Source organism: uncultured Maricaulis sp., from assembly GCF_963976135.1.
In the GTDB taxonomy this organism is placed as follows: domain Bacteria; phylum Pseudomonadota; class Alphaproteobacteria; order Caulobacterales; family Maricaulaceae; genus Maricaulis.
On the sequence record NZ_CAXBKN010000007.1, the window covers coordinates 21983 to 46708 of the forward strand.

24 protein-coding genes are annotated in these 24726 nt (G+C 64.0%); 12 read left to right on the forward strand and 12 right to left on the reverse strand.

Translation table 11 applies throughout. The features are described 5' to 3' along the window. Position 1: 1 nt before the first annotated feature. Entirely contained in the window at positions 2-1984 is a 1983-nt protein-coding gene (locus AAC023_RS01790) for a PBP1A family penicillin-binding protein (protein ID WP_339737503.1), read from the forward strand. Positions 1985-2017: 33 nt separating this feature from the next. Here the strand turns inward: AAC023_RS01790 and phaZ are convergent, their stop codons facing one another. Beyond that, the gene (gene phaZ, locus AAC023_RS01795; RefSeq protein WP_339737505.1) at positions 2018-3280 is read right to left on the reverse strand and encodes a polyhydroxyalkanoate depolymerase; all 1263 of its coding nucleotides are present in this window, start codon (positions 3278-3280) and stop codon (positions 2018-2020) included. Between the two features lie 39 nt (positions 3281-3319). Continuing rightward, positions 3320-3973, reverse strand: coding sequence for an SCO family protein (locus AAC023_RS01800; RefSeq protein ID WP_339737507.1), 654 nt, complete (start codon positions 3971-3973; stop codon positions 3320-3322). A gap of 132 nt (positions 3974-4105) precedes the next feature. Here AAC023_RS01800 and AAC023_RS01805 point away from each other — a divergent pair, with 132 nt between their 5' ends. Next, positions 4106-5431, forward strand: a complete 1326-nt coding sequence (locus AAC023_RS01805; RefSeq protein ID WP_339737509.1) for an ActS/PrrB/RegB family redox-sensitive histidine kinase — start codon at positions 4106-4108, stop codon at positions 5429-5431. 41 nt (positions 5432-5472) lie between these two features. Continuing rightward, on the forward strand, positions 5473-6024 hold the full coding sequence (locus AAC023_RS01810) for an ActR/PrrA/RegA family redox response regulator transcription factor (protein WP_339737511.1): 552 nt from the start codon (positions 5473-5475) through the stop codon (positions 6022-6024). Between the two features lie 9 nt (positions 6025-6033). Here AAC023_RS01810 and AAC023_RS01815 read toward each other — a convergent pair whose 3' ends face one another. After that, positions 6034-6765, reverse strand: a complete 732-nt coding sequence (locus tag AAC023_RS01815) for a DUF1223 domain-containing protein (RefSeq protein WP_339737513.1) — start codon at positions 6763-6765, stop codon at positions 6034-6036. Positions 6766-6840: 75 nt separating this feature from the next. Continuing rightward, entirely contained in the window at positions 6841-9516 is a 2676-nt protein-coding gene (acnA, locus tag AAC023_RS01820) for an aconitate hydratase AcnA (protein WP_339737515.1), read from the reverse strand. 164 nt (positions 9517-9680) lie between these two features. Between acnA and ccmA the strand changes: the two genes are divergently transcribed. From ccmA to AAC023_RS01845, 5 genes are all read left to right on the forward strand, one after another. Next, complete coding sequence (gene ccmA / locus AAC023_RS01825) at positions 9681-10337, forward strand: heme ABC exporter ATP-binding protein CcmA (protein WP_339737517.1); 657 nt, start codon at positions 9681-9683, stop codon at positions 10335-10337. Further along, entirely contained in the window at positions 10337-11005 is a 669-nt protein-coding gene (locus AAC023_RS01830; RefSeq protein ID WP_339737519.1) for a heme exporter protein CcmB, read from the forward strand. The genes ccmA and AAC023_RS01830 overlap by 1 nt, the downstream gene beginning before the upstream one ends. A gap of 62 nt (positions 11006-11067) precedes the next feature. Next, on the forward strand, positions 11068-11799 hold the full coding sequence (locus tag AAC023_RS01835; RefSeq protein WP_339737521.1) for a heme ABC transporter permease: 732 nt from the start codon (positions 11068-11070) through the stop codon (positions 11797-11799). Further along, on the forward strand, positions 11796-11951 hold the full coding sequence (gene ccmD / locus AAC023_RS01840; protein ID WP_339737523.1) for a heme exporter protein CcmD: 156 nt from the start codon (positions 11796-11798) through the stop codon (positions 11949-11951). The genes AAC023_RS01835 and ccmD overlap by 4 nt, the downstream gene beginning before the upstream one ends. Next, positions 11948-12460: a redoxin family protein gene (locus AAC023_RS01845; protein WP_339737525.1), complete on the forward strand. Its 513-nt coding sequence runs from the start codon at positions 11948-11950 to the stop codon at positions 12458-12460. The genes ccmD and AAC023_RS01845 overlap by 4 nt, the downstream gene beginning before the upstream one ends. 4 nt (positions 12461-12464) lie before the next feature. On the opposite strand, the gene AAC023_RS01850 is transcribed toward AAC023_RS01845, so the two are convergent. The 8 genes from AAC023_RS01850 to AAC023_RS01885 form a co-directional block, all read right to left on the reverse strand. Then, positions 12465-13061, reverse strand: coding sequence for a MarR family transcriptional regulator (locus AAC023_RS01850; protein WP_339737527.1), 597 nt, complete (start codon positions 13059-13061; stop codon positions 12465-12467). An 87-nt stretch (positions 13062-13148) separates the two neighbouring features. Then, positions 13149-13811, reverse strand: a complete 663-nt coding sequence (locus AAC023_RS01855) for a septation protein IspZ (RefSeq protein WP_339737529.1) — start codon at positions 13809-13811, stop codon at positions 13149-13151. A gap of 17 nt (positions 13812-13828) precedes the next feature. Continuing rightward, positions 13829-14677 (reverse strand): DMT family transporter, encoded by an 849-nt coding sequence (locus AAC023_RS01860; protein WP_339737531.1) that lies wholly within the window; start codon positions 14675-14677, stop codon positions 13829-13831. Between the two features lie 3 nt (positions 14678-14680). Then, the gene (gene ftsY, locus AAC023_RS01865; RefSeq protein ID WP_339737533.1) at positions 14681-15628 is read right to left on the reverse strand and encodes a signal recognition particle-docking protein FtsY; all 948 of its coding nucleotides are present in this window, start codon (positions 15626-15628) and stop codon (positions 14681-14683) included. Further along, positions 15625-16959, reverse strand: a complete 1335-nt coding sequence (gene mtaB / locus AAC023_RS01870; protein ID WP_339737535.1) for a tRNA (N(6)-L-threonylcarbamoyladenosine(37)-C(2))-methylthiotransferase MtaB — start codon at positions 16957-16959, stop codon at positions 15625-15627. Before mtaB ends, ftsY begins: the two co-directional genes overlap by 4 nt. Before the next feature lie 35 nt (positions 16960-16994). Next, positions 16995-17609 (reverse strand): hypothetical protein, encoded by a 615-nt coding sequence (locus tag AAC023_RS01875; RefSeq protein WP_339737538.1) that lies wholly within the window; start codon positions 17607-17609, stop codon positions 16995-16997. 6 nt (positions 17610-17615) lie between these two features. Next, positions 17616-19490, reverse strand: a complete 1875-nt coding sequence (locus AAC023_RS01880) for a DUF885 domain-containing protein (protein WP_339737540.1) — start codon at positions 19488-19490, stop codon at positions 17616-17618. Positions 19491-19578: 88 nt separating this feature from the next. Further along, complete coding sequence (locus AAC023_RS01885) at positions 19579-20448, reverse strand: SDR family NAD(P)-dependent oxidoreductase (RefSeq protein ID WP_339737542.1); 870 nt, start codon at positions 20446-20448, stop codon at positions 19579-19581. A gap of 114 nt (positions 20449-20562) precedes the next feature. Here AAC023_RS01885 and AAC023_RS01890 point away from each other — a divergent pair, with 114 nt between their 5' ends. From AAC023_RS01890 to sdhA, 4 genes are all read left to right on the forward strand, one after another. After that, positions 20563-21960 (forward strand): amidohydrolase family protein, encoded by a 1398-nt coding sequence (locus AAC023_RS01890; protein ID WP_339737544.1) that lies wholly within the window; start codon positions 20563-20565, stop codon positions 21958-21960. A gap of 199 nt (positions 21961-22159) precedes the next feature. Continuing rightward, positions 22160-22552 carry a succinate dehydrogenase, cytochrome b556 subunit gene (gene sdhC / locus AAC023_RS01895; protein ID WP_339737546.1) on the forward strand — a complete coding sequence of 131 codons (393 nt, stop codon included), beginning with the start codon at positions 22160-22162 and terminating at the stop codon, positions 22550-22552. A gap of 3 nt (positions 22553-22555) precedes the next feature. After that, positions 22556-22933, forward strand: coding sequence for a succinate dehydrogenase, hydrophobic membrane anchor protein (gene sdhD, locus AAC023_RS01900; RefSeq protein WP_339737548.1), 378 nt, complete (start codon positions 22556-22558; stop codon positions 22931-22933). Positions 22934-22945: 12 nt separating this feature from the next. Then, positions 22946-24726, forward strand: a 1781-nt coding sequence (sdhA, locus tag AAC023_RS01905; RefSeq protein ID WP_339737550.1) for a succinate dehydrogenase flavoprotein subunit, incomplete at its 3' end; no start/stop codon positions are given.

The window sequence follows — 24726 nt, forward strand, 5'->3', positions numbered from 1 at the left end:
CATGGCCCGCAGGCCTGCCACACCGCTTGAGGCGACGCGCACCAACCGGCCCGGGCCGGGGCCGTCGCGCACGCCGTCAGGGCGTCGCTCATCGCGACGGCGTGGTGGTCTGTGGCGGCTGGCCGTCAGCGCGATGCTATTGCTGGGTCTCGGGGTGGCCGGCTGGCTCGTCTCGATCGCGCGCGAACTGCCCGACACGTCCGGTCTGATCGAGGTTGAGCGTGCGCCCAGCCTCGCCTTCTACGATCATGACGGCCGTCTGATCGCCCGCCGCGGCTCGGCCCATGGCCGTCTGGCGGTGATCGAGGAATTGCCTCACTACGTTACCGATGCGGTGATGGCGGTCGAGGATCGCCGCTTCTACAGCCATTTCGGCATTGACCTGATCGGTACGGGACGCGCCCTGCTGGCCAATATCCGCGCCGGTCGGGTTGTCCAGGGCGGTTCGACCCTGACCCAGCAGCTGGCGAAAAACCTGTTTCTGACCTCGGAACGCACCGTCCGGCGCAAGGTGCAGGAAGTGATGCTGGCTTTCTGGCTGGAGAGCCAGTTCACCAAGGACGAAATTCTCGAACTCTATCTCAACCGGGTCTATTTCGGCGGCGGTGCCTGGGGCATTGAAGCGGCGGCGACGCGCTATTTCGGCAAAACGGCCAGCGAGCTCAATCTCGGTGAGGCGGCGCTGCTGGCCGGTCTGCTCAAGGCGCCTTCGCGCTACAGCCCCGTCAATGATGCCCAGCGTGCAGCCGCGCGCGCGACGGTAGTGCTTGATCTGATGGCCCAGACCGGGCGTATCACCGAGCAGGAACGCATTGATGCGGCGGAAACCCCGATCCGCGTCTCGCGCGGGGCCTCCAGCCCGGGCGCCCAATATTTCATCGACTGGGTTGCCCAGCAGGTCCGCATGCTCGTCCCGGGCGATCATGGCGATCTCATCGTGCGCACCACGCTCGATGTCCGCGCCCAGCGCGCCGCCGAGCTTGCCGTATCCGGCATTATGGACGATCCCGAGATGGCGTCGGGGGCCGGCGAGGCCGCCCTGGTGGCGTTGGCGCATGATGGCTCTGTGCGGGCGATGGTCGGGGGGCGCAATTATGCGACCTCGCAATTCAATCGCGCCGTGCTGGCCCGGCGGCAGCCCGGATCGGCCTTCAAGGCCTTTGTCTATGCTTCAGCCTTTGAGGCCGGGCTGACGCCGGAGGATATCCGCGATGACGCCCAGATCCGGCTCGGTGACTGGTCGCCGCAGAATTACAATGATGAATATCGCGGCCCGATCAGCCTGCGCGAGGCGTTTTCGCGTTCGTCCAACTCGGTAGCCGTGCGCATTGCCGAGGAAACCGGCCGCGGCCATGTCGCCCGGCTGGCGCAGCGTTTCGGGATTGAAAGCCCGCAACGGGTCGACCGCTCGCTGGCGCTCGGCGTGCATGAAGTCACGCCCCTCGAACTGGCCTCGGCCTATGCGCCCTTCGCCAATGGGGGCTATCGCGCCCGCGCCTATGGCATCGCCTCGATCGAAACTCGCGATGGCGAATTATTGTATTCCGCCCGGCCGGCCTCCGGCGAGGTGGTGATGGATGCCCGCACATTGGGGCAGATGAATGATCTCCTGCAGACAGTAGTGCGTTCGGGCACGGGTCGGCGGGCCGCCGTCGCGGGCCTGAATGTGGGCGGCAAGACTGGCACCACCAATGATTTCCGCGATGCCTGGTTTGCCGGTTTCGCCGGCGACCTGGTCGCCGTTGTCTGGACGGGCAATGATGATAATTCACAGACCCGCCGGGCGACGGGTGGCGGACCACCGGCCCGGATCTTCAGCGCTTTCATGAGCGCCGCGCCGCGTACCGGACTGGACGCCCACCCGTCGAGCACGCCGCTGGAGCTGGCCGAGCCATTCACGGGCGAGCCGGCAGTGCCTGCAGAGGCCGAAGCGCCGGCTGCCGACCCGATTGCAGCCTTCCTCGCCAGCCTCGGACGTGATTAAGGACGGCGTGACCGTGTCACGCCGCCGGGTCAATCAGCGTGTCTTGAGTGCCGCAGCACCTTTTTCGCTCATGAAGCGTTTCATCATCGGCGCGACCTGTTCGCGGAAGCGGCGGCCGTTGAAGACGCCGTAATGGCCGACATCGGGCTGCACCCAGTCTTCTTTCAGACCGTCGGAGAGTTCCGAGCAAAGCGTGTGCGCGGCCTGGGTCTGGCCGATGCCGGAAATGTCGTCATTCTCGCCCTCGACAGTGAGCAGGGCGACGTCGGTAATGCTGGACGGAACGACCAGGCGGCCCTTCACTTCCTGCGTGCCGGTGGCCAGCTTGTGCTCCTGGAAGACATCGCTGATCGTCTGCAGGTAGAATTCCTCGCTCAGATCCATCACGGCGAGATATTCGTCATAGAAAGTGCGGTGACGATCAGCTTCATCGCCATCACCCTTCACCATATTGGCGAAATAGTCCTTGTGGGCGTCGACATGGCGGTCGAGATTCATGTTCACGAAGCCGGCCAGCTGCAGGAAGCCCGGATAGACACGGCGCATGGCACCGGCATTGGGCATGGTCACCGTATGGATGAGATTGTCGGCAAACCAGCTGAATGGTTTGTCCTGTGCCAGCTTGTTGGGAACCGTTGGTGACAGGCGAGTGTCGATCGGCGAGCCCATGAAGGTCATGCTCAGGGGCCGGGCGGGATCCTTGTCCTCGGCCATCAGCGCGACAGCCGCCAGGGTTGGCGGGCCGGGTTGGCAGACGGCGACGACATGCGTGTCCGAGCCCAGCTCGGTCAACATGGCGCGGACATAGGTGGTGAAATCGTCGAGGTCGAAGCGGCCATCGGTGACGGGGACGCTGCGCGCATCCTTCCAGTCGGTGATATAGACCTCATGATCGGGCAGGAAGGCCTCGACCGTGCCGCGCAGCAGGGTGGCGTAATGGCCGGACATCGGTGCGACGAACAGGACTTTGGGCTGGGCCGTCTTGACGCCGGCTGCCTTGAGCGCCTGGGGATCGCGCACGAAGTGCAGCATGTTGCACCAGGGCTGGCTCCACACGACAGTCTCGGTGACGGGCACCTTGTGGCCATTGATCTCGACGGGTTCCAGATTCCATTCCGGTTTGACATAGCGTCGCGTCATGGTCTCGAACAGATCGGCGGCGGCAGCCATGGTGCGCCCGGCATAGGTGTCGCCGATCGGATTCCAGGGTGCCTGCATCATCTGGCGGGTGGCATTGGCTGCGGCGCGCCATGGCGTCATGGCCAGACGGTTAAACTCGTAAACACTATACAGCATGAGTCCTCCTGGGACCGGCACTGCCGACACCGGCAATGCTCATGAGGATGAACCTTCTTCCTCAAGGAATTCTTGCAACCGGGCCGCCATCGTTTGCGGGTCCGAGCCATGCGAGAAGACGTCAACGAAACGTCCTTCAAAATCCATTAGATAGACGATGGAACTGTGATCCATCAGATAGTCGTCACCGGTATCATCCTGGCCGTCTTCACCGGGACTGCGCCGGAAGGCGACGCGGTAGGCGCCGGCGACATCGGCGATTTGTTCCGGTGTTCCGGTCAGTCCGGCCAGGTCAGGCGGGAAGGCCGGCGAGGCGACATATTGCGCCAGTTGGTCGACCGTATCGCGCTGCGGATCGATCGTGATCAGGATGGGCTGGATGCGGGCGCGCTGCTCGGGTTCGAGCTGTTCGAGCGCGGCGGCCATGATCTGCAAGGAGAAGGGGCAGACATCCGGGCAATAAGTATAGCCGAAATAGATCAGCATGGCGCGGCCATGGAAATCGGCCTCGGTGACAGTCTGCCCGGTCTGGTCGATCAGGGTGAAGGGACCGCCAATAAGGGCTTCGCCGCTGGTGCGCGTCGGCGCACGCCGGGTCTCGCGCTGGCCCGGATCGGTGAGCATCAGCGTGAAGAACCCGATCACCACAATCATGGGCAGGGCAATAATCAACCAGATCCAGGCTCGTTGCATTTGCGCTCCATCAACTATCCGAAGGCGGACAAAGCATGTTATGCCGCCCCGGATGTAATTTGCTGCAGATGCGAAGCTAGGACGGCTCGATCCGCCTGTCCATCGACTTCGCTGCATGACCGGAGCCAGCCAATGCTAGATGCCGATTGGGACCCGTATGGCAGTGATGCGCACCTGACGCCGGTGTTCGGGCGTCTGCGCCTGCGCACACTGGTCATGCTGCGCTGGCTGGCGGTGGCGGGTCAGACCCTGACCGTTCTGCTCATACATTATGTCGTCGGCTTTGACCTGCCGATCGGCGTCTGTCTCGGCGTCATCATGGGCAGCGCCTGGATCAATACATGGCTGACCCTGTCTGTGCCGCCGCAGCAATTCGCCAAGGATTGGGAAGCCTTCGCCCAGCTCAGCTATGATGTGTTGCAGCTTTGCGCGCTCCTGATGCTGACCGGCGGGCTGCAAAATCCCTTCGTCGTCATGCTGGCCGCGCCCGTCACCATCGCGGTTGCGGCATTGCCGCAGCGCTGGGCGCTTGGCGTCGCTCTCATCGCCATGGCCGGCACCGGGCTGATGTGGCTGTGGAGCCTGCCCCTGCCCTGGGTCGGCGGTGAAACGCTGCACCTGCCCGACATGTATGTGCTGGGCTTGTGGTGTGCGATCTTCATCGCGGTCGCCTTCACGGCCGTCTATTCCTGGCGCGTCAGCCAGGAGGGGCGCCGGATGGCGACCGCCCTGGCAGCAACCCAGAGCGTGTTATCCCGCGAGCAGCGCCTGTCGGCCCTCGGCGCACTGGCCGCTGCGGCCGCCCACGAGCTTGGCACGCCTCTGGCCACGATCCAGCTGACCGCCAAGGAAATGCTGCGCGAGGTCCAGGACAATGATCTGCTGCGCGAGGATGCCGAGTTGATGGTGACCCAGGCGCGCCGGTGCCGCGATATTCTCAAGCGTCTGAGCCAGGAACAGGCTGTGTCCGACGAACGCCATGACCGGGTCGGGTTGCTCGCGGCTCTCGAGGAGGCCAGCACGCCCCTGCGTGGTCTGGGTCCGATGCTGGATGTCACTGTGGTCGAGGCCGAGGGCATGGGTCCGGCCCCCATGCTCAACCGTATGCCGGAAATGCTCTATGCCATTGGCAATTTCGTCGAGAACGCTGTCGACTTCGCCGCCACCCGCGTCACGGTCGAGGGCTGCTGGGATGCCGAAAGCCTGCGCGTCACGATTTGTGATGACGGTACCGGCTTCAGACCCGAGATTCTCTCAAAGATTGGCGAGCCCTATGTCACCACCCGTTCGGGGACGCCTGGCCAGGGCGGGCTGGGGCTGGGCGTGTTTATCGCCAAGACGATGATCGAGAAAACCGGCGGACGGGTGGCTTTCGACAATGTTTCACCCCAGGGTGGTGCCCAGGTCAAAATCGTCTGGCCGCGCAACCGGGTAGAGGCGGCGCCGATCCTTCGCTAGTAATGATGGCCAGACAGATACCGAATCGCGAGGACGCTGCCGTGGACGATATAGAATACGACATGCCCGAAGACCGCACCCTGCTCATCCTGGACGATGACGCACCCTTCCGCACCCGTCTCGGGCGGGCGATGACCAGTCGCGGCTTTGTCGTTTCCGCCGTCGGTACGGTGGACGAGGCCGAGGAAATTGCGCGCCAGAATCCGCCGGCCTTTGCCGTGCTCGATCTGCGCCTGACCGATGGCGACGGGCTGGAAGTGGTCAAGGCGCTGCATGCCTCGCGCCCCGACTGCCGGGTCGTGATGCTGACCGGTTATGGCAATATCGCCACCGCCGTTGCCGCAGTGAAGGCCGGTGCGATCGACTACTTGTCCAAGCCTGCCGATGCCGATGATGTCATCAAGGCGCTGCTCGCCAGCCCGGAAGACAAGCCACAGCCGCCGGAAAACCCGATGTCGGCCGATCGCGTGCGCTGGGAACATATCCAGCGCGTGTTCGAATTGTGCGATCACAATGTCTCGGAAACCGCGCGGCGTCTGAACATGCACCGGCGCACATTGCAGCGCATTCTGGCCAAGCGCGCACCACGCTGACGCCTTACTTCAGCGCCGCGGCTCGGCCCGGGCATAGCCATAGATCGGGCCGCCATTGGCGCCCTGCACGATGGCGACCGTGCCGTAGCGGCGATAGGCCTCGCCCATGAATTCGGCCTCACCGCCCGACCAGCGGCCGAGATAGGTGAGGCTTTTCACCATGTTGTAGTGCAACATCTCGACGCCTTCATTCTCGCCGGCGCCGATCTCGAGGCTGGCCCAGCCGGGCGCATAGGCGATCAGCCAGACATCGAGATTTTCCTCCGGCGCGGCGCCATCGAGGCGAACGATGAAGGAGCCGAACGGGCCGTCACCAAGGCGGATGGACGGGCTGTCGGGCATCGCCGCCAGGCGGTCATCGACCGCCTCGGACACCTTGTCCTGGTTCCAGCCGGGCGCGTCGGTGACGCCATCGACGACGAAATGCGGCGTGTAGAGCCGGTTGACGCCGAGGCGCGGCAGATAGGTGCGCTGGCGCTGGACATATTCGGGCCGGGCATAGGTATCGGCCCAGCCATACATGTCCCAATAACTCACCCCGAAGGCGAGCACGAAGACATTCTCGCGCTGGTCGAGTTCGCCGAGATAGCGATTGGCCTCCGGGCACAGGCCGCAGCCCTGGCTGGTGAAGAGCTCGACCAGGACCGGGCGGGCGGTAGCCGGCGGCTCATGCGGGCCGGCCTGTCCGAAGGCAGGCAGGGTCAGCAGGGCGGCGGTCAGAAGCGAAATGAAAAAGCGCATGCCGACTACATAATCACGACCGCCCGCATCGGCCAATCAATTGGCTGTGACGCGGGCGGCGTTGATTATCAGGCGTTACGAGCGGGCGAGATTGCGCAGCACATAGTGCAGGATGCCGCCATCGCGATAATATTCCAGCTCGTTCTCGGTATCGATCCGGGCGCGGACCGAAGCGGTCTTCACCGTACCGTCCGGGAAGGTCACTTCGACGGTCATCAGGGCGCGCGGCTCGATCTCGGCGACGCCGAGAATGTTGACGCTTTCATCGCCCGTCATGCCAAGACCTTCCCAGGACGCACCGTCCTCGAACTGCAGCGGCAGAACGCCCATGCCGATCAGGTTGGAGCGGTGAATACGCTCGAAGCTCTCGGCGATCACGGCCTTGACGCCGAGCAGGCGGGTGCCCTTGGCCGCCCAGTCGCGCGAGGAGCCGGTGCCGTATTCCTTGCCGCCGAAGACGACGAGCGGGATGCCGGCAGCCTGGTAGTCCATGCAGGCGTCGAAGATATCGACCTGCTGGCCATCCTTCTTGGTATAACCGCCCTCAACCCCATCCAGCATCTTGTTCTTGATGCGGATATTGGCAAATGTGCCGCGCATCATCACTTCGTGATTGCCGCGGCGCGAGCCGTAGGAATTGAACTCCAGCACCGGAACCTGGCGTTCCTGCAGATAGCGGCCGGCCGGGCTGCTGGCCTTGATCGAACCGGCGGGCGAGATGTGGTCGGTGGTGATGCTGTCGCCAAACAGGCCCATGATGCGTGCATTGACGACATCGCCCGGCGCATCCGGTTCCATCGTCATGCCTTCGAAATAGGGCGGGTTCTGGACATAGGTCGAGGTGTGATCCCAGGCATAGTTCAGCCCGGTGGGAACATCGATGCCCTGCCAGGCCTTGTCGCCCTGGAAGACGTGGGCATAGCGCGTCGCGAACATGTCCGGCGTCACCGAGGTGCGCACGGTCTCGGCGATCTCCGCCGAGCTGGGCCAGATATCTTTCAGATAGACATCCTTGCCATCCTGGTCCTGGCCGAGCGGCTCCTTGGTGATGTCGATCTGCATCGAGCCGGCGATCGCATAGGCGACGACGAGTGGCGGCGAGGCGAGATAATTGGCCCGCACGTCCGGACTGATCCGGCCCTCGAAATTGCGATTGCCCGACAGGACCGAGGTCGCGACGAGGTCGTTTTCGTTGATCGCCTTGGAGATCGGGCCCGGCAGCGGACCGGAATTGCCGATACAGGTGGTGCAGCCATAGCCGACCAGGTTGAAGCCGAGCGCATCGAGATCATCCTGCAGGCCGGCGCGCAGCATATAGTCGGTGACGACTTGCGAGCCCGGTGCGAGCGAGGTCTTGACCCAGGGCTTTACCTTCAGGCCGCGGGCGACAGCATTGCGGGCCAGCAGGCCGGCGCCGAGCATGACCGACGGGTTGGAGGTATTGGTGCAGGAGGTGATGGCGGCAATCACGACATCGCCATTGGTGATGCGATAATCCTCGCCCTCGACCGGGGCTGACTTGGCCATTTCATTGGCCTTGTTGAATTCCTTGCCCATTGCTTCGGTGAAGGCGGTCTTGGCCTCGGTGAGGATGACACGATCCTGGGGCCGTTTCGGGCCGGAGATCGCCGGCACGACGGATGCCATGTCGAGATGCAGGGTGTCGGTGAAGATCGGATCGGCTTCATATTCCGGGCGATACATGCCTTGGGCCCTGGAATAGGCTTCCACGAGGGCGACGCGCTTGTCGTCACGGCCCGTGGCGGTCATGTAGGTGAGGGTTTCCTTGTCGACCGGGAAGAAGCCGCAGGTCGCGCCGTATTCCGGCGCCATATTGGCGATGGTGGCTTCATCTTCCAGCGAGAGATGGTCGAGACCCTTGCCGTAGAATTCGACGAATTTGCCGACGACGCCGCGCTTGCGCAGCATCTGGACAATCACCAGCACGAGATCGGTCGCGGTCGCGCCTTCCGGCAGCTTGCCGGTCAGCTCGAAGCCGATCACTTCCGGAATCAGCATCGAGACCGGCTGGCCGAGCATGGCGGCTTCGGCCTCGATCCCGCCAACGCCCCAGCCGAGCACGGCGAGGCCATTGATCATCGTGGTGTGGCTGTCGGTGCCGACGCAGGTATCGGGATAGGCGATGGTTTCGCCGTTTTCTTCCTTGGTCCAGACGCACTGGGCCAGGTTTTCCAGATTGACCTGGTGGATGATGCCGGTGCCTGGCGGCACAACGCGGAAGTTTGCGAAGGCCGACGCGCCCCATTTGAGGAATTTATAGCGTTCGCCATTGCGCTCATATTCGCGCTCGACATTTTTCTCGAAACTGTCGGCATGGCCGAAATTATCCACCATCACCGAGTGGTCGATCACCAGATCAACGGGAACCTGCGGATTGATTCGCTGCGGATCGGCGCCCAGCTTGGTGGCGGCATCGCGCATCGCGGCGAGATCGACGACAGCGGGAACGCCGGTGAAATCCTGCATCACGACGCGGGCCGGACGATAGGCAATCTCATGCGTGGATTTGCGCGTTGTCAGCCATTCGGCCATCGCCTGGATATCAGCCTTGGTGACGGTCTTGTTGTCTTCGAAACGCAGCAGGTTTTCCAGCAATACCTTGAGCGAAGCCGGCAGGCGGGAAATCCCGGCCAGACCGTTCTGCTCGGCGACCTTCAGATCGTAATAGGCGTAGGTGTCGCCGGCCACATTGAGGGTGCGTTTACAGGAAAAACTGTCGAGAGAAGCCATTGGGGATCGTCCTCAGGGTCGGTGGGGTGTCAAACACCCGGTGGGGAGGGTGGGTCAGCTGGATATGACCACATGTTTGCTGGGGTTCTACCCCTTGTCCCCGTTTGCTGCAATGCGGCACGCAGTCCGTTGACCTCGGGCCTGCATTTGGGCGACATGTCGCCATGACATCGGCCTCGCTTTCCCAGACCGCCAAACCGGCACCGGCCTTCCCGGCGCTCCGCCTGGACGTGAGTGAGCTGGGCTTGTCGCGCGGCGATACCGTGCTGGCGAGCGATCTGGCCCTTGCGCTGGGGCCGGGCGAGGCTGTGCTGCTGACCGGCCGCAATGGCACCGGCAAGACCAGTCTTCTGCGTGCCCTGGCCGGCTTCATCGAGCCGGACGCCGGCGCAATCACGCTCAATGACGAGCCCCCGGCCATGGCCGCGCCCGAGGCGATCGCCTGGCTGGGACATGCCGACGGGCTCAAACCCGGCGAGACGCCGCGCAGCGCCCTGCGCTTCTGGGCCGATCTCTATGGCCAGCCGCGCACCGCCATCATGCCGGCCCTGCGCGCGCTCGAGATCGATCACCTGATCGACCGCCCCGCCGCCCGGCTGTCGCGCGGCCAGCAAAGACGCTGCGGCCTTGCCCGCATCGTGCTCGCCAATCGCCCGCTCTGGCTGCTCGACGAACCCGCCGGCCCGCTCGACGCTGAAGGCCGCGCCTGCCTGGCGGCGCTGGTGAGCCAGCACCGGGCCCGCGGCGGCCTGGTGATCGCGGCGACGCACCAGCCGCTCGACTGGCCCGATGCCCGCAGCCTCGATATGGGGCGGCTGTGATGGGTGTCCTGACAGCCATTTTCGCGCGCGAGGCCCGCCTCGCCTGGGCCGGCGGTGGCGGTGCGGCCGGACCGGCCGCCTTCTTCCTCGCCGCGATCACCCTCGCCCCGCTGGCCATCGGCCCCGCCGCCGACCTGCTCGCGGCCGCCGGTCCCGGCATTCTCGCCTTCGCCGCCCTGCTCTCCGTGCTGCAATCGGCGGAACGCCTGTTCGGCGATGATTTTTCCGACGGCACGCTTGATCTCTATCTGCTCACCCCGACCAGCCTCGCCGCCCTGTGCCTGGCCAAGGTGATGGGCCAGGCCAGCGCCACCCTGTGGCCGCTGCCGCTGATCGGCGTGCTCGGCGGTCTGATGTATGGCCTGCCGCCAGTTTCAGCGCTGGTGCTCGGCGCCGCCCTGCTCGCCGCCATCCCGGCCCTCGCTTTGATCGCCGGTTTCGCCGGGGCGCTCGCCGCCGGCATCAAGCGCGGCGGCCTGCTGATCGCCTTGATCGCCACGCCGATGATGGTTCCGGTCCTGATTTTCGCCGCCGGAGCCGGGCGCTCGGCTTTCGCTGGGGATGAACGCGCCGTGGCAAATTTGCTGCTGACCTTGGCGATCAGCCTCGGGACGGTGGCGCTGGCCCCATTCGGGATCGCGGCGGCGGTGCGGGGGCGGTTGGGATGAAACGGTTCACCTGCGACCACCCGGCAGTTGCCGCCCGGCCTCCCGCAAAGTAAGTGAGCGCCATGCTGTCCTATTTCGCCAACCCGCAACGTTTCGACCGGCTCGCCCGCATCGCGATTCCGGTGTTTGGCGTGTTGACGCTGATCCTGCTCGGCGCCGGCATCTACATGGCCTTCTTCGCCTCGCCGCCGGACTATCAGCAGGGCGAGACCGTGCGGATCATGTATGTGCATGTGCCCGCCGCCTATATGGCTTCGGCGCTCTATGCGGCGCTGGCCGGGGCGAGCTTTGTCTATTTCGTCTGGCGTCATGCGATTGCCGATGCGGCGGCTGCCGTGATTGCGCCGATCGGGGCGGTGTTTACGGCGCTGGCGCTGGCGACGGGGTCGATCTGGGGCAAGCCGATGTGGGGCACCTGGTGGGAATGGGATGCCCGCATGACCTCGGTGCTGGTGCTGTTCCTGGTTTATCTGGGCTATATGGCGCTGCGCGCCGCGCTCGAAGACGCGCAGCAGGCGGCGCGTGCCGGCGCGATTCTGGCGATGGCCGGGGTGATCAATCTGGTGATCGTGAAATTTTCCGTCGAATGGTGGTCGAGCCTGCACCAGCCGGCCTCGGTCTTCCGCGCTGACGGGCCGACCATACATTCCAGCCAGCTCTGGCCGCTGGCACTGATGGCGCTGGGTTACACAATGCTGGCCGGCTGGCTGGTGTTCTACCGATTGCGCACGCGCGCCATCGCCCGGCGGGCCGATGCGCTGATGCGTCAGAAGGAAAACGAGGGCCGCAAATGAGCGATTTCCTCGCCATGGGCGGCTATGCGGTCTGGGTCTGGTCGGCCTGGGGGCTTTCGGCCGCAGCCTTGATCGCGCTGGTCGTGACCGCTCTGGCCGAGCGCCGGGCGGCGGCGGAACGCCTGCATCGCCTCGAAAGTGACGAAGCATGATGCCGGCGATCCGCCTCCTGGCCATACTCTCCATTCTGGCCTTGGGCGCCGCTCTGGGCTGGCGCTGGTATCAGGACCGGCCAGCGCCGCCTGAACCCTTGCCATCCCTGACGCTGGCGGCGGTGGACGGGCGGGCGAGCTTTGATCCGGCGGTGATCGAAGGCCCCTATCTGATCAATGTCTGGGGCTCCTGGTGTCCCTATTGCCAGATCGAACACCCGGTCCTGATGGCGCTGCAGGCCGAGGGTATCGCGATTTATGGCATCGCCTGGCGCGACACGGCATTGGCCGTGAATGCGTCGCTTGACCGGCATGGCGATCCCTATGCCGGCGTCATGCTGGATGTCGACGGCTTGTCCGCCCGGGCGCTCGGTGTGACCGGAACGCCGGAAACCCTGGTGGTCGGAGCGGACGGGCAGATCCTGGCGCGCTGGTTTGGCCCGATCACGGCGAACGTCTTGCGCAACCGGATCTATCCGGCGCTCGAGCGCGGAGCGTTGCAGGACTAGAGTCTCAGGACGCCGCGCGTTCGCTGGCGCCCTTGCGGGCCTTTTTTTCGGCCTTTTGTGCCTTGAGCTTGGCCTTTTCCTTGGCCCGCCGCTTGGCTTTTTTCTTCTTTTCCTTGTCTTTCACCTTGGCCTTCATCACCGCTTCCTCGCCCTTTTCCAGGGTGAGGGCGATGCGGCGCAGGGTCTCCAGGAAATTGGCGCGTTTATTCTTGGGCATGGCCGAGATGATGGCCCGGTCGGCCTCCATCGCGCCCAGCGTGGCGGCTTCAAGCAGGGCACGGCCGGACGCGCTGAGATGGATCGCATTGGCGCGGGCATCATCGGCCAGTTTTACGCGCTCCAGCAGACCATTACGCGCCATCCGCGAGACCAGTTCGGCCAGGGTGGAGCGGTCGATTCCGGTGATCTTGACGAGCTCGGTCTGGGTCAGACCCTCATTCTGGGCGGTTGCGTGCAGGACAGCAAACTGGCGCTGGGTCAGCTTGGCGCCGGCCATCGCCTTGGTGAAGCGTTCGGCAGCGAATTGCTGGGCTCGGTGCAGCAGATGCCCCGGCGAATCCGCGAGATCGAAAGCCTTCGGGCTGTGCTTGTCACTCGGCATGGCAGTCTCCGGATGTCGTCTGGCTCATCCTGACTCGGATTTATAACGTAAGAATGACGTTTGTCCGATCACGGAGCGTTGCATTTCTTATGCGGCTTCTCCGGTTTCCGCGCCGTCTTCATCCTCGGCCCGCTGGTATTTGAGCAGGAGCGGCATCTGCAACGCGGCGAAGGCCAGGCTGAGCACCATGACGCCGAGCTTGGCATTGGCCCAGAAGGCCTCGCTCATCTCGAATTCGGCGAACCAGCGCGCTGATTCCGGCACCACGGAATCAGTGATGTGGCGCCACATGACCTCGTTGAGCAGGGCGAGAAACTGGAACCAGAGCGCCCAGCGCACGGCCAGCATGGTCCAGGCTTCTTCGGGCAGGTTGAAGACGCTGGCGAAGAAGACTTTCCAGACATTATGCCCCAGCGCGACGCTGATCAGGATCAGGAAGGAGTAGAAGAGATTGATGATGGTCGGTTTGAGGTAGAGGAAGATCGGATCCTGCAGCACGATGCCGATCGTGCCCATGCCCAGCACGATCACCGTGGTGAAGATCAGCATCGGCGGGAAGCGTTTTTCGACCCGGATCGCATAGGCCAGGCCGATGACGGCGGCGATCATATAGGCCCCGGTACCAATATAGATCGCCTGGTCGCCGGCATAGGCCCGGGCCAGATTGTAAACCACGATCCAGACCCCGATCGGGCCGAAATCGACCAGCATGCTGGCGGTCTGTTTCGTCGTGGTTTCGGTCTGGTTCACGGAGTTCTCCTTGGCATTCACAATGTCTGCATCACGACAAGTCCGGTGACCAATAGCACGGCCAGCGCAATACGCTTCAAGCCGAAAGCCTCCTTCAGGACCAGCGCCGCAAGCAGTGCGCCGAACACGATACTGGTTTCGCGCAAGGCCGCCATTGGTGCGACCGGGGCGATGGAATAGGCGTAGAGGGCCAGTCCGTATGTCGTCAGATTGAACAGCATCGAGGTCGCGGCCGGGCGGGTTTCCTGCCGTGCCGCGGCCCAGAAACGCGAACCGCGCCGAATGGCCGCTGTGGTGCCAATGGTGACACCTGAAAGTACGAAGAACCAACCCGTATACACCATCACATTACCCGAGGCGCGCACGCCGGCGGCATCGATCACGGTATAGCAGGCCGTCATGCCCGCGGCCGCGAGGGCGAGCAGCAGGATCTGGGCCTTCGGTGCGCCGTCCTTTTCCGGCCAGGCAAAACCGACCAGTGCCGTTGAGGCAATCGCCAGGCCGAGCAATTGCCACAGCGAAACGGCCTCGCCGAGAAACAGATAGGCCGCCAGCGTCGCCAGCGCCGGCGCACTGCCGCGCATCACCGGATAGACCAGATTCATCTCGCCGCGCTCGAAGGCGGCGATCAGCAACATGTTGAAGGCCCAGATCGTTGCGGCACCTAGCAACAGGAAACGCCAGACTTCCCAGCCGGGCAGGGGCTGGAAGACCAGCCAGGGCAACATCAATAGCGCGACGAAGATCAGCGACAGGGCGCGAAACACCAGCCGATCCTGCGCCCGCTTGGTCAATAGCGTCATGCCGGCATGGGCCAGGGCCGAACCGAGCATGGCGAGGGCGCCAGCTGTCAGGCTGGCGTCCAAGCGCTAGCTCTCCAGCCCGGCCAGCGCCCGCGAGAAGTCGCGCGCATTGAAGGCCTGGAGATCATCCTCGCCCTCGCCAATGCCGATATAATGGATCGGCAGCTGGAATTTCTCCGCCACCTGGACCAGCGCCCCGCCCTTGGCGGTGCCGTCGAGTTTTGTCATCACCAGGCCGGAGATCTGGGCCGCATCGAGGAAGGCCTGGGCCTGGGAGACGGCATTGGAGCCGACGGTGCCATCGAGCACCAGCACGGTCTCGTGGGGCGCGGACGGATTCTTCTTGCGGATGACGCGGACGATCTTGCGCAGCTCGTCCATCAGCTCCGCCTTGTTTTGCAGCCGGCCGGCGGTGTCGATCAGCACGGTATCGCGGCCTTCGCGTTCGGCCTGTTCCAGCGCGTCGTAAGCGAGCCCGGCGGCATCGGCGCCGATCTCGCGCTTGATCACCGGCGATTTCGCGCGCTCGCCCCAGACCGAGACCTGTTCGATCGCCGCGGCGCGGAAAGTGTCGCCGGCGACCAGGATCGGGTCGCGGCCCTCGCGCTTGAGCTTGACGGCGATCTTGCCGAGCGTTGTCGTCTTGCCCGAACCGTTCACGCCGACAAACAGGATGACATGCGGGCCGTCCGTGCCGGTCAGCTGCAGGGGTTTTTCGAGCGGTTGCAGGGTTTCACAAATCACTTCGGCGAGGGTCTCGCGCACTTCCTCGTCGGTTATTTCCTTATCGAAACGATCGCGCGCCAGCCGCTCGGTGACGCGCAGGGCTGCGGCGGTGCCAAGATCGGAGGCGATCAGCAGGTCTTCCAGCTCGTCCAGCGCTTCGCGATCGAGCTTGCGCTTGGTGAAGATCGCGGTGACCGATTCGCCGAGCTTTGACGAGCTCTTGCTGAGACCTGAGACGAGGCGGGAGAAAAAGCCGCGTTTCTTCTCGGACGGCTTGTCGTCGCTCATGATGTGAGCTCCCCGTGCAATTCACGCCCGTCATGATGCGTGACCTGGATATTCACCAGTGCCCCGGCGCGTGGAAACTCGGTCTCCGGCAGGCGGATGGCGGCAAAATTCCCGGCCCGCGCAAAGCCGGGCTTTTCCATCAGGGCACCGGCCACGGTGCCGATCATCGTATCGAGATGGGCGGCCAGGACCTGATCGGCCTTGTCGCGCAGACGCGCGGCGCGGGCCTTGATGACGGACTTCTCAAGTTGCGGCATGCGCGCTGCTGGCGTTCCCGGTCGCGGCGAATAGGGGAAGACGTGCAGATAGGCGAGCTGGCACTCATCAACCAGTTTCAGCGAATTTTCGAACATCGCTTCGGTCTCGGTCGGGAAGCCGGCAATGATATCCGCGCCGAAGGCGATCTCCGGCCGCGCGGCTTTGAGCCGGTTGCATAGCGCGATGGCGTCCTCGCGCGAGTGGCGGCGCTTCATGCGCTTGAGGATCATATTGTCGCCGGCCTGCAGCGAGAGATGCAGATAGGGCGCGATGCGGGCCTCGCCCGTGACAGCCTCGAACAGGGCTTCGTCGATCTCGATCGCATCGATCGAGGACAGGCGCAGGCGCGGCAGATCGGGCACCTGTTTCAGGATCGCCTGCACCAGCCGCCCCAGCGGCGGCGTGCCGGGAAGATCGCCGCCCCAGGAGGTCAGATCGACGCCGGTGAGCACGACCTCGCTATGGCCGGATGCGACCAGCGCCTTGATCTGGCTGACGATCTCGCCAGCCGGGACCGAGCGTGAATTGCCGCGGCCGAACGGGATGATGCAGAAGGTGCAGCGGTGATCGCAGCCATTCTGGACCTGGACATAGGCGCGCGCGCGCCCCTCCATGCCTTCGACCAGATGGCCGGCGGTCTCGCGCACGCTCATGATATCATTGACGCGGATCTTCTCGGTGCCGCCCAGCAGGGTGACCGGGTTGAAGGTCTCGGCGCGCAGTTTTTCCGCATTGCCGACGACGCGGTCGACTTCCGGCATGGCGGCGAACATGGCCGGATCGACCTGGGCGGCGCAGCCGGTCACGATGATTTTCGCATCGGGATTGGCGCGGCGGGCCTTGCGGATCGACTGGCGCGCCTGGCGCACGGCTTCCGAGGTTACGGCGCAGGTATTGACCAGGATGGCATTGTCGAGCCCGGCCTCGCGGGCATGGGCGCGCATGACTTCGCTTTCCCAGGCATTCAGCCGGCAGCCGAAGGTCAGGATTTCAAGGCCGTTTTCCGGATCCGTCTCACGCGTGGAGGGCGTGTCGGCACCGGAGGCGGCGGGATTGTCTGTGCGCGCGCTCATGGAGCGTGGATAAGTGGTGGAGCCGCGCCTCCAGGTCAAGCGCGGCTGGCAATCACCCGCCGCATCGCTTCGCCCGCCAGAATCGCCCAGAGCGCCAGAAGCGTGTGGTAGACGTGCCAGTTGGCGATTCCGAATGTGGTCTCTTCGCGGCTGCCGCCGATCATGATCGAGGCATAGGCCAGTAATAACCATGCGAACAGCCAGATGAGTCCGGTCTGCCAACGGCGATGTAGCAACAGGGCGATGCTGGCGGCCAGACCGAGAAGCAGGGCCAGTTGTGGCAGCAGGGCGAGAATGTCCTCACTGCCTGGCCAGGCCATCATGACAATGGTCACAACTGAAATCCCGATCCGCAGATACCGACCCACGCCCGGAGGCCAGCGAATGGGAAAGGCCTCCCAGGCCAGACCAAGGGCGATCAACAACATGCCGGCCGCGCCAGCAAATGTGCTGGCCAGGCTGTGCAATTGGGCTAGCTCCTCGACCTGGCCGCTGGCGAACCGGATCGCGCCGATCAGGGCTGCCAGTCCGACAAAGGCCAGTCCCAGCCGGACCATGCGGACATCACCCTTGCGGCGATGCGGCCAGAGCCGCCAGATCCCGAGGCCGCAGCCAATGACGACAAGAAAGTCTGTGAGGGCGAAGAGCATGGTGATCTAGTTCCGATTTCCGGCTTCTTCTTCGTTGATCCAGCGGCGCATCTTGGCCTCCAGCGCAGACAGCGGCATGGAGCCGTCGGCGAGCAGCACGTCATGGAAGGCGCGAATGTTGAAATCCTCGCCCAGGCGCTCCTCGGCTTCGGCACGCAGGTCGCGCATCAGCAATTCGCCGGTCTTGTAGGCCAGCGCCTGGCCCGGCCAGGAGATATAACGCAGGACTTCGGTACGGATATTGTGCGGCGCCAGGGCGGAGTTCTCGAGGAAACAGGCCTCGGCCTCCTCGCGGGTCCAGCCCATATAATGCACCCCGGTATCGACCACGAGGCGGCAGGCGCGCCACATCTCATAGCTCAGTCGGCCAAACTCTTCATAGGGCGTCGTATAGATGCCCATATCTCGGCCCAGCGTCTCGGAATACAGGCCCCAACCCTCGCCGAAGGCGGTGATATAGGTGTCGCGGCGGAAATCCGGAACATTCTCCAGCTCGGCGGCGATCGAGCCCTGATGATGGTGCCCTGGCACAGCCTCGTGTGCGGTCAGGGCGGGCAGGGTGTAGAGCGGGCGCTGGGTCAGGTCATAGGTGTTGACCATATAGCCGCCGGCGATGCCGCGCTCCATGTCGCCGGACCAGTAGCGGCCGGTGGTGTAGGTTGGCGCCATGGTGTCCGGCACAGGGCGCACGCCATAGGAGAGGCGCGGCAGATGGCCGAAATAGGCCGGCATCTGGTCGTCGAGCCGCTTGGCGATCCAGGCGGCATGCATCAGCAATTCCTCTGGCGTCGTCGCGTAGAATTGCGGATCGGTGCGCAGGAAGTTGAGGAATTCGGCGAAGCTCCCCTCAAATCCGCTCTCGTCGATCACGGTTGCCATCTCGCCGCGGATACGGGCGACTTCGGCGAGGCCGCGCTGGTGGACTTCTTCCGGCGAGGTATCGAGCGTGGTGTGGTAGCGCACCAGGGTCTGATAATAGGCGCGGCCCTCGGGCGTCTCGGACACGCCCAGGCTGTCGCGGGTTTGTGGCAGATATTCCTCGCGCAGGAAGCGGGCCAGCGCCGCGAAGGCGGGTTGGGCGGAGTTGTCGATGGCGGCGGCGGCCGCATCATGGAGACGCGCGCGTTCGGCGGCCGGCAGTGCGGTCGGCAGATTGTCGATCGGCTCGATCAGGATCGCGCGCAGGGTGGCGGCATCGCTCAGGGCCTCGACCTGGCTTGCGGCGGATTCGGTGATGATGCGCGGCTGGGTGAAGCCGGTCTCGAGACCGCGCCGCATCCAGTCGGTATTCTGCTGGAAAAACCCGGCAATTCCATTGATGCGGGTGATCCAGGCTTCGCCCTCGGCAATCGTGCGCGGCCGCGCCGATGCGGCGGCATAGGAGGGCCAGAAGAAGAATCCGCTGTCGGAATTGAAGGCGATACGGGCCTCGCCAAAGGGCGCCAGCTCGGTGCGGAAGCGCAGGATGTAATCAAGCACCGCATGGGAAACCTGGTCGGTTTGCGACAGGGCGGCCGCATCAATGCCGTCCAGCCGTTCAAGGAAGGCGGCTTCGTCGGCAAATTGCGCGGCCAGGGTTTCCGCCGAGAAATCCCCCCATTGCCCGGCGGCCTCCAGATCACCGCGACGGCCGCGTTCGTCGGGATTATTGGCCAGTTCGAAGGCTTCAAATTCAGAGACCAGGGCGGCAAAGGCCGCGCTGGCATCCGCGTCGGCCGCAGCTTCCGGCGCCGCCATGGTCCCGGACGGCACCGCACTGTCAGTGACCGCCGCATCCGGCGCCGCCGATATGGGCGGGGCCTCGGCCTGCTGGCCACAGGCGGTCAGGCTCAACGCCATCAGGCTGGCGATCGATATGTGTGGAAGCGTGCGATAATTCATGTCAGTCCCCCAGGCGCCCGGGCGCCGCGTCTCGGTTCAGATTGTGATACTCTTGACCAGGCGGCGATGGCCGGCAAGCGGTGTCGGTTCAGCGTTTGCGCCGCGTCAGTCCGAGGCTTTTGGCCACGATATTGTTGACCATGCGCTCGGGCAGCATGCGTGGCAATGACCAGTTGGTCAGGCGCTTGGGCACGATGGCATAGCGGAAACGCGGCTTGTCCTCGGTCAGGGCGCGGAAGGCGCGGTCGGCGATCACCGAAGGCGCAAAGCCTTCCGGGCCGCTCTTGCTCATATAATTGCGCAGCCGGGTCAGCGCCTTGTAATAGACCGACCCCTCATAGGGCGTGATGTCGACCTCATCGGACTTGGCCCAGATCGGCGTCGCGACGGCGCCGGGGCCGAGCACGATCACTTCGATCCCGAACAGCATCATTTCCCGGCGCAGGGATTTGGACAGGCCTTCGACAGCATGTTTTGACGCTGAATAGGGGCCCAGGAAAGGGGCGCCCATCTCGCCGGCCATTGAGGATATCATCACGATCCGGCCCGGCTCACCGGTCAGGCTCTCATCGGCGCCCAGCAGGGGTCCGAAAGCCTGGGTGGTGCGAACCACGCCGGTGACATTGACGTCGAGCTGGTGTTCGAACTCCTCGATCGGCACGCTCAGCATCGGTCCGGCGACCGCGATGCCGGCATTATTGATCAGGCCTTTCAGCGTCACCCCGTTCAGCGCGGCGCGGACCGTGTCGGCGGCGCTCTGCATGCAGGCCGTATCGGTCACCTCCATGATCAGGGGCGTGACCGCGGCACCGAATTCTTCCTTCAACCGGTCGGCATCCGCCTGTTTGCGCACCCCGGCGAAGACATGCCAGCCCTTGGCAGTCAGCTCGGCGGTACAGGCATGGCCGATGCCGGTGGAGGCGCCGGTAATCACGGCGGATGGGGTTGGTTTGGTCATGATCAGCTCCCTGCTTTGGCGACAGGCTAGTCTGCTGAGCGGGTTTTGCCATATCGATTTTGCTTTTTCACCAGCGCGGTTAGTTTGTTGGACGAATCTTTTGGGGAGAGCGTTATGAAATACCAAATGGGCTTGTTGTCGGGCGTGCTGGCAGTGTGCGTCACCGCTGGGGCATGGCCGGAAGGCCGTCAGGCGCTTGTGGGCGGTACGCTGATCGATGGTTATGGCGGTCCGCCCGTCCATGACAGCGTCATCCTGGTCGAGGATGACCGCATCGTCGCCACCGGCAACCAGGACAATACGCCTGTCCCGGACGGGTATGCCGTGATCTCGACCGAGGGCATGACCGTCATGCCCGGCCTGTGGGAAATGCATGCGCATCTAATGCTCAACGGGCATTCCGATTATGATCACTGGGATCGTACCTATCTCGACCGGCTCGAAGACGAGATCATGCCGGCCTCCGCCGTACAGCTTCTGCTGGCTGGGGTCACCTCGGTCCGCGATCTCGGTGCGCCCCTCGAGCCGTCCATCTCGGTCCGCGACCGCATCAATGCCGGCGAGTTGCCGGGCCCGAATCTCTACGTCTCCGGTCCCTTCATCCAGCATCAGCCCTATCCGGGTACGGAGGCCTTCCGCTGGGGCGTGAGCAGTGTCAGTGAGGCCCGTGCCCATGTGCGCACGCTGGCCGATGCCGGCGTTGATGTCATCAAGCTGGTCAACCAGGACCAGATGACCACCGCAGAAGCCCGCGCCGTCGTCGACGAGGCGCATGCGCGCGGCCTGCGGGTTGTCGGTCACTCCCACCGTCCCGAGGAGATCCTTCTCGGGCTGGAAATCGGCATTGATAATTTCGAGCATACCGGCCTGACCACGGCGCCGGAATATCCGCCAAATGTAATCGAGGCGCTGCGGGCGCGCACCGCGCGCGGCCGTATCTCCGGCGGCCCGCTTTACTGGACGCCGACGATTGAAGGCCTCTGGAACTACGCACGCACGCGCGAGAATTCCGAATTCCTCGACAATGATTGCTGGCATCGCGGGCTTGAGCCCGACACGATCGCCGACATCGCCGCCTCGATCGAGCATCCCGAGCGTCTCTCCTACACCCAGTTGACGCCATTGCGGGCGCCAACCCTGCGCCGCAAATTCGAGCAATTGCGTGAGGCCGGCGTGGTGATGCTGATCGGCACCGATAGCGGTATCCCGATGAAATTCCACTGCCAGGCCACCTGGAATGAGTTTGACGTCTGGACCCGTGAGCTCGATGTGCCGGTGATGGATGCCATCCGGTCGGCGACCTACTGGCCGGCTGTCTTCATGGGTGTCGAGGATCAAACCGGCTCGATCGCGCCGGGCATGGCCGCTGACATTATCGCCGTCGATGGCGATCTGATGACCTATCCAAATCTGCTGCAGCACGTCGATCTCGTGATGAAAGGCGGAACGCTCTATGTCGAGGACGGGCAGGTGAATGAAGCCCTGCTTCCGGCGAATATGCGCATGGAATAGGGCGAATCCGGGCGCTTCCCGGCGGCCGGACCCCGGCCGTTCTCAGTGGCTGTCGGGTGAAAATGTCTGCAACTTGTCAGCGGTCTGCAACTGATCGCGTTGACGCTGACATTGTGCGGCCTATTGTGCAGTGCGAAACTCAAGGCTGACACGCGTCCTGCGTTCGGCGATACCGACACAGCTTTCGAAAGGGTGCCTCATGGCTTCCGACTGGTCCGACCCGCGGCCAATGTCGCCACACCTCCAGGTCTGGCGCTGGCACGCGACGATGGCGTCCTCCATTCTTCACCGGGCGACCGGCATCGGCAATTATATCGGCGCGGTCGCAATTGCGGTCTGGCTGGTCCTGCTGGCTTTCGGCGCCGAGGGCTCGATTGCCTTCCTGTTCGAGGGCTGGATGGCCTGGGTGACGCGCTTCGGCCTCGTCCTGCTGACCTATTCGGTGAGCTATCACTGGCTCAATGGCCTGCGGCACCTGTTCTGGGATTTTGGCAAGGGGTTCGACCCGAAGGGTTCGAATTTCCGGTCGATGGCGATCATGTTCATTGCCATCATCCCGACGGCCGCCATCTGGCTTGGTATCGGGAGCTGATCGATGCGTGATTACAGAACTCCGGCCGCCAAGGTGCGCGGCCTCGGCGCTTCCGGACACGGCACGGCGCATTTCATCGCCCAGCGCGTCACCTCGATCGCGCTTTTCTTCCTCGTTCCGGTCTTCGTCTGGATGCTCGCCACGTCGGGTGCCCCGGATCCGGCTGCCACGCGCGCGTTCCTCGCCTCGCCATTGGGCGCGATCGTGACCCTGCTGACGCTGACCGCCGGCTTCCATCACATGCGCTCCGGCCTGCAGGTCGTGATCGAGGATTATGTCCACAAAGCGGGCACGAAGGCGTTTCTTCTGCTCGGCAATACTTTTCTGACACTGGGCCTGTGGCTGGTCACCGTGTTCGCACTTGTCAAACTCGCGCTGTAACGGACGTTCTTCATGGCCGACTATAAATGGATCGATCACACCTATGATGTCGTGGTCGTTGGCGCTGGCGGCTCCGGTCTGCGCGCCGCACTGGGTGCCTCGCAGGCCGGTCTGAAGACCGCCTGTATCTCCAAGGTTTTCCCGACCCGCTCGCACACGGTTGCGGCGCAGGGCGGGATTTCCGCCTCGCTCGGCAATATGGGCGAGGATGACTGGCGCTGGCACATGTATGACACCGTCAAGGGCTCCGACTGGCTCGGCGACCAGGACGCGATCGAATATCTCTGCCGTGAAGCGCCGGCTGCCGTTTACGAGCTCGAGCACTGGGGCGTGCCCTTCTCGCGCACCGAGGACGGCAAGATCTATCAGCGCGCCTTTGGCGGCATGACCCGCAATTTCGGCGAAGGCCCGGTGCAGCGCACCTGTGCCGCCGCCGACCGTACCGGCCACGCCATCCTGCACACGCTCTATGGCCAGTCCGTGCGTCATGAGACCGAATTCTTCATCGAGTATTTCGCCCTCGACCTGATCATGGATGACGGTGTCTGCCGTGGCATCACGGCCTGGAAGCTTGATGACGGCACGCTGCATCGTTTCCACGCCCAGACCGTGATCCTGGCGACCGGCGGTTATGGCCGCGCCTATTTCTCGGCCACTTCGGCCCATACCTGTACCGGTGACGGCAATGCCATGGTGCTGCGCGCCGGCCTGCCGCTGCAGGACATGGAATTCGTGCAATTCCACCCGACCGGGATTTACGGCGCTGGCTGCCTGATCACTGAGGGCGCGCGCGGCGAGGGCGGTTATTTGACCAATTCCGAAGGCGAGCGCTTCATGGAGCGCTATGCGCCATCGGCCAAGGATCTCGCCTCGCGCGATGTCGTTTCACGCTCGATGACGATGGAGATCCGCGAAGGCCGCGGTGTCGGTCCGAACAAGGATCATATCCACCTGCATCTCGACCATCTCGACCCGGCCGTACTGGCCGAGCGGCTGCCCGGAATTTCCGAGAGCGCGCGTGTCTTCTCCGGCGTCGATGTCACCAAGGCGCCGATCCCGGTCCTGCCGACGGTCCACTATAATATGGGCGGCATCCCGACCAATTATCATGGCGAGGTCCTCACCAAGGTCGGCGATAATGCCGATACGGTGGTGCCCGGCCTGATGGCGGTCGGCGAAGCGGCCTGCGTCTCGGTGCACGGCGCCAACCGGCTCGGCTCCAATTCGCTGATCGATCTGGTCGTATTCGGCCGCGCGGCCGGCCTGCGCCTTGGCGAGACTGTCACGCCCGGTGCCACCCAGCCTGAATTCAAGCCTGAAGAGGGCCAGAACTCGCTCGACCGGCTCGACAAATACCGCAATGCCGCTGGCGCTACCCCGACGGCCAAGCTGCGGCTGCAAATGCAGCGCGGCATGCAGAATAACTGCGCTGTTTTCCGCACCGGCCCGGTCCTCAATGAGGGCGTCGAGGCGATGCGCGAGGTTTATGCCGGAATGGCCGATATCGGCGTTTCCGACCGCTCCATGGTCTGGAATACCGATCTGATGGAAACGCTGGAACTCGACAATCTGCTCGCCCAGGCCGCCGTCACCGTCAATGGCGCGGCCAATCGCGAGGAAAGCCGCGGCGCCCATGCGCGCGAGGATTTCCCGGACCGCAATGACGAGACCTGGATGAAGCACACCCTCGCCTGGTGCGACGACAAGGGCGATGTGCGGATCGATTATCGCCCGGTGCATGACTACACGATGTCGAAGGATATCGACTATATCGTGCCAAAAGCTCGGGTTTA

What these genes read in the sequence shown, in the direction of transcription:
- AAC023_RS01790 (WP_339737503.1), top strand. Translation starts at nt 2, where the DNA reads ATGGCCCGCAGGCCTGCCACACCGCTTGAGGCGACGCGCACCAACCGG.
- phaZ (WP_339737505.1), bottom strand. Translation starts at nt 3,280, where the DNA reads ATGCTGTATAGTGTTTACGAGTTTAACCGTCTGGCCATGACGCCATGG.
- AAC023_RS01800 (WP_339737507.1), bottom strand. Translation starts at nt 3,973, where the DNA reads ATGCAACGAGCCTGGATCTGGTTGATTATTGCCCTGCCCATGATTGTG.
- AAC023_RS01805 (WP_339737509.1), top strand. Translation starts at nt 4,106, where the DNA reads ATGCTAGATGCCGATTGGGACCCGTATGGCAGTGATGCGCACCTGACG.
- AAC023_RS01815 (WP_339737513.1), bottom strand. Translation starts at nt 6,765, where the DNA reads ATGCGCTTTTTCATTTCGCTTCTGACCGCCGCCCTGCTGACCCTGCCT.
- acnA (WP_339737515.1), bottom strand. Translation starts at nt 9,516, where the DNA reads ATGGCTTCTCTCGACAGTTTTTCCTGTAAACGCACCCTCAATGTGGCC.
- ccmA (WP_339737517.1), top strand. Translation starts at nt 9,681, where the DNA reads ATGACATCGGCCTCGCTTTCCCAGACCGCCAAACCGGCACCGGCCTTC.
- AAC023_RS01830 (WP_339737519.1), top strand. Translation starts at nt 10,337, where the DNA reads ATGGGTGTCCTGACAGCCATTTTCGCGCGCGAGGCCCGCCTCGCCTGG.
- AAC023_RS01835 (WP_339737521.1), top strand. Translation starts at nt 11,068, where the DNA reads ATGCTGTCCTATTTCGCCAACCCGCAACGTTTCGACCGGCTCGCCCGC.
- ccmD (WP_339737523.1), top strand. Translation starts at nt 11,796, where the DNA reads ATGAGCGATTTCCTCGCCATGGGCGGCTATGCGGTCTGGGTCTGGTCG.
- AAC023_RS01845 (WP_339737525.1), top strand. Translation starts at nt 11,948, where the DNA reads ATGATGCCGGCGATCCGCCTCCTGGCCATACTCTCCATTCTGGCCTTG.
- AAC023_RS01850 (WP_339737527.1), bottom strand. Translation starts at nt 13,061, where the DNA reads ATGCCGAGTGACAAGCACAGCCCGAAGGCTTTCGATCTCGCGGATTCG.
- ftsY (WP_339737533.1), bottom strand. Translation starts at nt 15,628, where the DNA reads ATGAGCGACGACAAGCCGTCCGAGAAGAAACGCGGCTTTTTCTCCCGC.
- mtaB (WP_339737535.1), bottom strand. Translation starts at nt 16,959, where the DNA reads ATGAGCGCGCGCACAGACAATCCCGCCGCCTCCGGTGCCGACACGCCC.
- AAC023_RS01875 (WP_339737538.1), bottom strand. Translation starts at nt 17,609, where the DNA reads ATGCTCTTCGCCCTCACAGACTTTCTTGTCGTCATTGGCTGCGGCCTC.
- AAC023_RS01880 (WP_339737540.1), bottom strand. Translation starts at nt 19,490, where the DNA reads ATGAATTATCGCACGCTTCCACACATATCGATCGCCAGCCTGATGGCG.
- AAC023_RS01885 (WP_339737542.1), bottom strand. Translation starts at nt 20,448, where the DNA reads ATGACCAAACCAACCCCATCCGCCGTGATTACCGGCGCCTCCACCGGC.
- AAC023_RS01890 (WP_339737544.1), top strand. Translation starts at nt 20,563, where the DNA reads ATGAAATACCAAATGGGCTTGTTGTCGGGCGTGCTGGCAGTGTGCGTC.
- sdhC (WP_339737546.1), top strand. Translation starts at nt 22,160, where the DNA reads ATGGCTTCCGACTGGTCCGACCCGCGGCCAATGTCGCCACACCTCCAG.
- sdhD (WP_339737548.1), top strand. Translation starts at nt 22,556, where the DNA reads ATGCGTGATTACAGAACTCCGGCCGCCAAGGTGCGCGGCCTCGGCGCT.